Origin of the sequence: uncultured Marinobacter sp., assembly GCF_913055835.1 — a bacterium.
GTDB lineage: Bacteria > Pseudomonadota > Gammaproteobacteria > Pseudomonadales > Oleiphilaceae > Marinobacter.
The window spans coordinates 1-5,887 of the sequence record NZ_CAJXKQ010000059.1 but is presented as its reverse complement, the minus strand read 5'-3'; the positions used below and the strand labels follow the sequence as shown (position 1 = coordinate 5,887).

Below are 5,887 nucleotides of genomic sequence, written 5' to 3'. Positions count from 1 at the left end.
TCCACCTTGATGTTGATGCGCGCCAGCATGGCGGCCACTGCCTGAGCGATCTTGTCGTCGTTCACGTAGCGGTTGTTCGGCGCCATCATGGTGATGGTGAAGCCATCCTCATAACCGGCTTCCTTCATCAGTTGCTGGGCCTTGGCCACATCGAAGCGCGGTTTCAGAGACTCGTTATAACCCTGGTAGCCTTCTGGGGACATCTGGGCGGCCGGGGTTGCGAAACCCTTCATGATCTTGGCTGCAATGCCTTCCTGATTGACCGCATAGGAGATTGCCTGGCGAACCTTCGGGTTCTTGAAAGCTTCCACACGCTCCTGGTTCATGTGGAACAGGATGATGCGGGTACCGCTCATGGTGACCAGGTTGGCGTTCTTGTCGTTGCGGATACGCTCCAGATCATTGGGCGGAACCGGCGCGATGAAGTCGACGCCACCAGACAGCAGGGCAGAAACGCGGGTGTTGTTCTCCTTGATCGGAGTGAGCACGATCTTGCCGACGTTACCCGGAGACTCGGTATCCCAGTAGTCGTCAAAGCGTTCGAACTCGACGCGCACACCCTGCTTGCGCTCAGTCACGGTATACGGACCGGTACCCGACAGATTCTCGGACGCGAAGGAGTTGCCATGCTTGAGGATGGCGCTCTTGTCCTTGCCGTCTTCGGTCTGGCCGCTGTAGAACTCGCTGTCGAACGGGAAAATATAGGTGGCGGTGTTCAGCAGCAGCGGATAGGGCTCGCTGGTGACCAGCTCGAACGTGTAATCATCAATGATGTTGATGCCGCTGAAGGGCTTGAAGATGGCCTTGAAATCCTGGCTCTGCTTCAGGCGATCGAAGGTGAACTTCACATCGGCGGTCGTCAGCTCGTTGCCGGAATGGAACTTAACGCCCTCACGCAGTTTGAAGCGCATGGTGTTTTCGTCAATCCGCTCCCAGCTCTCTGCCAGTCGCGGCTCAAAGCCAAGATCCTTGGTCCAGCGCAGCAGCGGATCGAAGGTCATATGGGACAGTTGAAGGATGCCGCCAGACAGCTGCTCATGAATATCGAGGGTCACGGGGTCGGCGTCGTACGCCATCTTCAGTTCCTTGGTCGCCTCGGCAGAGAGGGCTACCGGTGCCGATGCCAGGGCCATGGAACCGACAAATGCTGCAATCAGTTTTTTCATCGCGTTTTCCGTCGCTGTTTTAGGAATTTTCACGGAACATCGGCGCAGAACGGCGCCGAATGCCTGGCCAACAAGCTAGTCTCGGAAAACACTTAGGGCAATCGAAATTACGACAAGGGGCTATACGCCAGGTGAATGACCTGATTTGGCGCAGTCTTACAGCCGGAAAACCAGTGGCAGCATCAGCGCGGTGAACACGCCGGTAAGCCCCATGCCCAGAGACGCAAACGCACCGGCGGTGTGACTGATTTCAAACGCCCGGGCGGTGCCAATGGCATGGCCATTCAGACCCAGGGCAAAGCCCAGAATTCGCTCGTCTTTTATGGGCAAAAGCCGCGCAAGCAGGTCAACGAAGAGGGTTGCCACCACGCCGGTGATCAGAAGCCCGCCCATCATCAGGGGCACCGAACCACCCAACTGCTCGGTTATTCCGATGGCAATAGGTGCCGTCACCGACTTGGGTGCCAGCGAGGCCAGCACCTCCGGCGTCGCCCCCAACGCCCAACCAATCAACACGGCGTAAACCGCCGCCATGGTGGCGGCAATCGGCAGGGTGACCACAATCGGGCGCCACATGGCACGGATATGGTGCATCTGTTGGTACAAGGGAATCCCGAGGGCGACGGTTGCCGGCCCCAGCAATACCGTCAGCCAGCGCGCGCCTTGCTGGTAATCCTGGTAATCCACCGCCAACACTGCGATAACACCGGACAACAGGCACGCCGAGAGGACCACCGGCGGAAGCCACAGAGGGCGACCAATGCGGGAGAACAGCCAGTTGCCGGCGAAGAAAGCACCAAGCGTCAAACCGATCGCCAGGATTGGAGTGTCGGCAAGCGTGTCCGGTAACGCCTGGAAGCGGGCAAAAAATTCACTCACGATCGCTCACTCCACTGGCGGTCACAGCCTTCATTAACAGCAAAGTCGTCAGAACACTCAGGAAGGTGCCCACCAACAGCGCCGCCGCAACCGCCAGCCACTGGCCCGAGAACTGGTCCGCCGTGAAAAACACCCCCACAACCCCCGGCATGATCAGGAGTACAAGCACCGCAATCAGCCCCTGGCTGGCCCGGGCCAGATCATCACTGACACTGCCTTTAACCATCAGGGTAAACGTAATGACCACCATACCCAGCACGCCGCCACTCACCGGCAACGCCAGAAGCAGGCGCACAGACTCGCCAAGAATAAAAAACAGCACCAGAACCAGAAAACCACGCAACATCGGCATGCGCTTACACTCACCCGGGAAAGAATTGCATTACACTAGCCCAAACCACCACATAGATACCAATGCAGGAAGCCCATGGCGCTCAAAGCAACCATCCACAAGGCGACGCTCAACATTGCCGACATGGACCGTCACTACTACGCGGATCATCATCTGACTGTGGCCCAACATCCGTCAGAAACCGACCAGCGAATGATGATCCGGCTGCTCGCCTTTGCCCTGAACGCCAGCGAGACCCTGGAATTCACCAAGGGGCTGAGCACCGATGACGAACCCGAGCTTTGGCAGAAAGACCTGACCGGCGAGATTGAGGTATGGATAGAACTGGGCCTGCCGGAAGAGGATCGACTGAGAAAAGCCAGCAACCGGGCAGACAAAGTGATCCTGTACACCTATGGCGACCGCGCCTTCCCCGTCTGGTGGGACAAACATCATGGCAAGCTGGAACGTTTCGACAATCTCACCATTATTCACCTGCCGGGCGACAGCACTGAGGCCCTGGCCGCCCTCGCGAACCGGTCCATGACCTTCCAGGTAACCATCCAGGATGGCGAGGTAACCTTCAGCAACGACAACAACCTGGTAATGATTACTCTCGAGCAAGTACTGCCCCAGAACTGATGACAGTACTTGCCCTCAGGGGCTGGACAGCGACCTGCTTCGCACGTAAGATTGCGCACTCGAAATCGGCGAGCCATCGTCGAGCTCGAAGCGCCCGTAGCTCAGCTGGATAGAGCGTTGCCCTCCGGAGGCAAAGGTCATAGGTTCGAATCCTATCGGGCGCGCCATTATTTTCAAAGGCTTGCGTGAAAACGCAGGCCTTTTTTGTTTGGCTGTGGCCAAATTGTGTCCATGGTGTGTCCAAATGAATCTGGGAACAAATTGAGGTGGTTCCAAACTGACCTTTGCACCTAATAAGGCCGGAAGATATAAAGGACACGGAATCTAGCGATGGCGCTCGCTTTGGTCGCAAAGCGGACATTCAGATTGGGCGATAACGCCAGCCAGCATGCGAGGCTACGGAATAGAGTCGAAGCTGCAATGAAAAAGCCGTCGCCGTGCCTGCATTCGTTTGGCATCATCTCCCAACATCAACGAAAGATGAAGACCGCCAAGAGTTCGGCACACAACGAGTCAATGGTCTCCGAAGTGAGAAAAGCCCGACCTCAGGATTTCAACACATCGTCCAGCGCTTGGAGCTGCTGAGCATACTCATTCGGCCTGTTTTTTTTAAAGCGCTCCAGGTTAAGAAGCTTCCATTTCACCGCGGGAAACACCTGATAATCATAAATAGACCAGTCAGGCCGCAAACGGTTAAGACTTAACAAAAACGCCTTATCCTGATCATCAAAGCAAGATCTGACCTGCTCGATTAAAGCCCGCCTCGTCACCTCAAAGTCGTCATAACTGAACGCGATAGCGCTCATCCCTTCAAACTGGTATTCAAAAGCGGCGCGCTGATCCAACAAATTCGGATCCAGCATTTCATGGGTCGGTCTGTTCGAACAGATCAGCCCGTATAACAGACCTCGCTTGATCTCATCACTGAGGCCTTCGTTTTCCAGCAGCAATTTGACGTCAAATAGATCCCTAGGATGTTGGCGATCAAGTGCGGCGCATAATTTACCGCCATAAAGCTGCGCCAATGGCACCACTGGCATTGCGCAAAATGCATCGAATGCGTCTTGCGCCGCATCGCAGAGCGGCATTTTTTCAACGCGACCCAGCAGACCGCGGCCGACCATATTCACTTCGATCTTGATCGTCACCCCACCCTCTTCAAGTTGGAGCTTGCACACATCCTCCTTATGCTGAACATGGATCGACGGGCGCAGTGCCCCGATGCGCTGTTTGACACGAAGTAATCCGGCGTTTATCCCGGCCAGTGCTTCCGTCCGGGTATTCAGCTCTATATAGGTCAAATCAATATCCACCGAGAGCCGCGGCATATCACGGACAAACAAATTAATCGCCGTGCCGCCATGCATGGCAAAGCATTCTTCTTTGGCCACTTCTGGCAAGACCGCTAAGAGCAACTGGACCTGTTTTTTGTAAGTCTCGTTCATACGTGCTTTTCCAGCTCCCTTGGTACGGTAATCTGGTATTTGGAGACATAAACACCGTCGGACACGATGGCGCGCTTACCCGAGCCCAGATCCACCTTGTCTAATTTGAGATACGCCATCCAGTCATGACCGGCCTTATCGGCCAGATACAAAAACAGCCGCTTCACCTTGACCGAGTTACAGCCCTCTAAGAGCGCTTGCACAACGGCGGGGCGCAAATTATTGAGCCCTTCCATCAGCTCGAACACTTCAAGTATTGGCTGTGCCTTGGGTGCCAGATACAGGCATTCCATCACTGCCCGGGCGGGTGAGGATATCTTGACCTTAAAGCTCTTATGCGCGTATTCAACGAGCCCGAGTTCGGGCGGCAGAAACGAGCTCAGCTTGCAATCAAGGCTGAGTCCCCAATCATGTTTTTTGAACCACAACGGCAAAGCGTCATCGACCCCGCCAAAGAGTTGCGCTTTTTTTGCGGACAGCTCGAGATAATGAGACTTGCCCTGCATCGACAAGGCGGTTTTGCCCGCAGGATGCACTGTCAGACCCAGCTGAGTTTGCAGGGCATAAACTCCGCCCAAATAGTCTACCGGATCACCATGGCGCACCAATGCTCCGGTACCGATCGAGTCAAACCACTGGCTTTTTCGATACTGCTTTTGCAGTTCCAGGCTATAGCCTTGCCCGGCCAGCCATGAGGACGTCAGCACGATGCCTGCGGGCTGCGAGCTCAAAAGCGTGTTTAATTTTGCCTTTTTAACGGTATTCATAATACCAATATACACGATTTTTTAAACCGAAAAAGTAAAAGGTTTAATATTCACTAGATTTCGGCATTCTAAATACCAGAATTATTGTAATTTTAAACCACGAAACCGCAAGATTCGTGTAGTGGCATCTTTTGCAGCCTTTAGCCTCATAATCATCGAGAAAGGCTTGGAGGTATCGACTTATTTCCGGAAACGAATGGAAAACCTGACTCTCGCCTGCCTCCCCAACCACCAGGTAGGGAGTGACGAATTTCTGTGCCACACGATTACAACTGTAGGTTGAGAAGGCATCCATGAAATCATCGGAAAAGTCTCTGACAAATTGGTCGCTTTCCATGTCGATTCCTTGGTCATCCGCGGGTCACCGTAAATCTCGCCAGTATATCGGGTTCAATTCCTGGTAAGCCGCGACTACCGCCCGAAGCCATGGTCGCAAAGCGAACATTCAATCGGAGCGCAAAGCCTTAGTCACTTGTTAGTGATTCTCTAACCATTTTTTACTCTCTGACCGGTCTCAAGCATCTAATCAAACTGCTGACCTGTCCAAAATCGTTGAACCACTAGACCGGCCAAGCTCTAAGGAGACTCTGAATAAGTCTCAAAATCGGCGATAATACGGCCATTGCCAACCGCATAGGATTCGTTGCCACCATGGAT

At 54.2% G+C, this 5,887-nt stretch carries 7 protein-coding genes and 1 tRNA gene; 2 read left to right on the top strand and 6 right to left on the bottom strand.

Annotated elements, in window-relative coordinates; translation table 11 throughout:
- The 3 genes from QZ534_RS18845 to QZ534_RS18835 form a co-directional block, all read right to left on the bottom strand.
- Positions 1 to 1,166, bottom strand: a 1,166-nt coding sequence (locus QZ534_RS18845; RefSeq protein ID WP_296936874.1) for an ABC transporter substrate-binding protein, incomplete at its 3' end; no start/stop codon positions are given.
- A 156-nt stretch (positions 1,167 to 1,322) separates the two neighbouring features.
- Positions 1,323 to 2,048, bottom strand: coding sequence for an LrgB family protein (locus QZ534_RS18840; RefSeq protein WP_296936876.1), 726 nt, complete (start codon positions 2,046 to 2,048; stop codon positions 1,323 to 1,325).
- Entirely contained in the window at positions 2,038 to 2,397 is a 360-nt protein-coding gene (locus QZ534_RS18835; RefSeq protein ID WP_296936873.1) for a CidA/LrgA family protein, read from the bottom strand. The genes QZ534_RS18840 and QZ534_RS18835 overlap by 11 nt, the downstream gene beginning before the upstream one ends.
- Before the next feature lie 75 nt (positions 2,398 to 2,472).
- Between QZ534_RS18835 and QZ534_RS18830 the strand changes: the two genes are divergently transcribed.
- A complete protein-coding gene (locus QZ534_RS18830; protein ID WP_296936871.1) occupies positions 2,473 to 3,018 on the top strand; it encodes a YaeQ family protein in 546 nt (181 codons plus the stop codon).
- A 90-nt stretch (positions 3,019 to 3,108) separates the two neighbouring features.
- Positions 3,109 to 3,185 (top strand) — tRNA-Arg (locus tag QZ534_RS18825).
- A 378-nt stretch (positions 3,186 to 3,563) separates the two neighbouring features.
- Here the strand turns inward: QZ534_RS18825 and QZ534_RS18820 are convergent.
- Genes QZ534_RS18820 through QZ534_RS18810 form a run of 3 tightly spaced genes read right to left on the bottom strand, consistent with a single transcriptional unit; the run spans position 3,564 to position 5,567 of the window.
- Positions 3,564 to 4,463, bottom strand: a complete 900-nt coding sequence (locus QZ534_RS18820; RefSeq protein ID WP_296936870.1) for a nucleotidyl transferase AbiEii/AbiGii toxin family protein — start codon at positions 4,461 to 4,463, stop codon at positions 3,564 to 3,566.
- Positions 4,460 to 5,245, bottom strand: a complete 786-nt coding sequence (locus QZ534_RS18815) for a type IV toxin-antitoxin system AbiEi family antitoxin (RefSeq protein WP_296936869.1) — start codon at positions 5,243 to 5,245, stop codon at positions 4,460 to 4,462. The genes QZ534_RS18820 and QZ534_RS18815 overlap by 4 nt, the downstream gene beginning before the upstream one ends.
- A 28-nt stretch (positions 5,246 to 5,273) precedes the next feature.
- Entirely contained in the window at positions 5,274 to 5,567 is a 294-nt protein-coding gene (locus tag QZ534_RS18810; protein WP_296936868.1) for a hypothetical protein, read from the bottom strand.
- Positions 5,568 to 5,887: the final 320 nt, after the last annotated feature.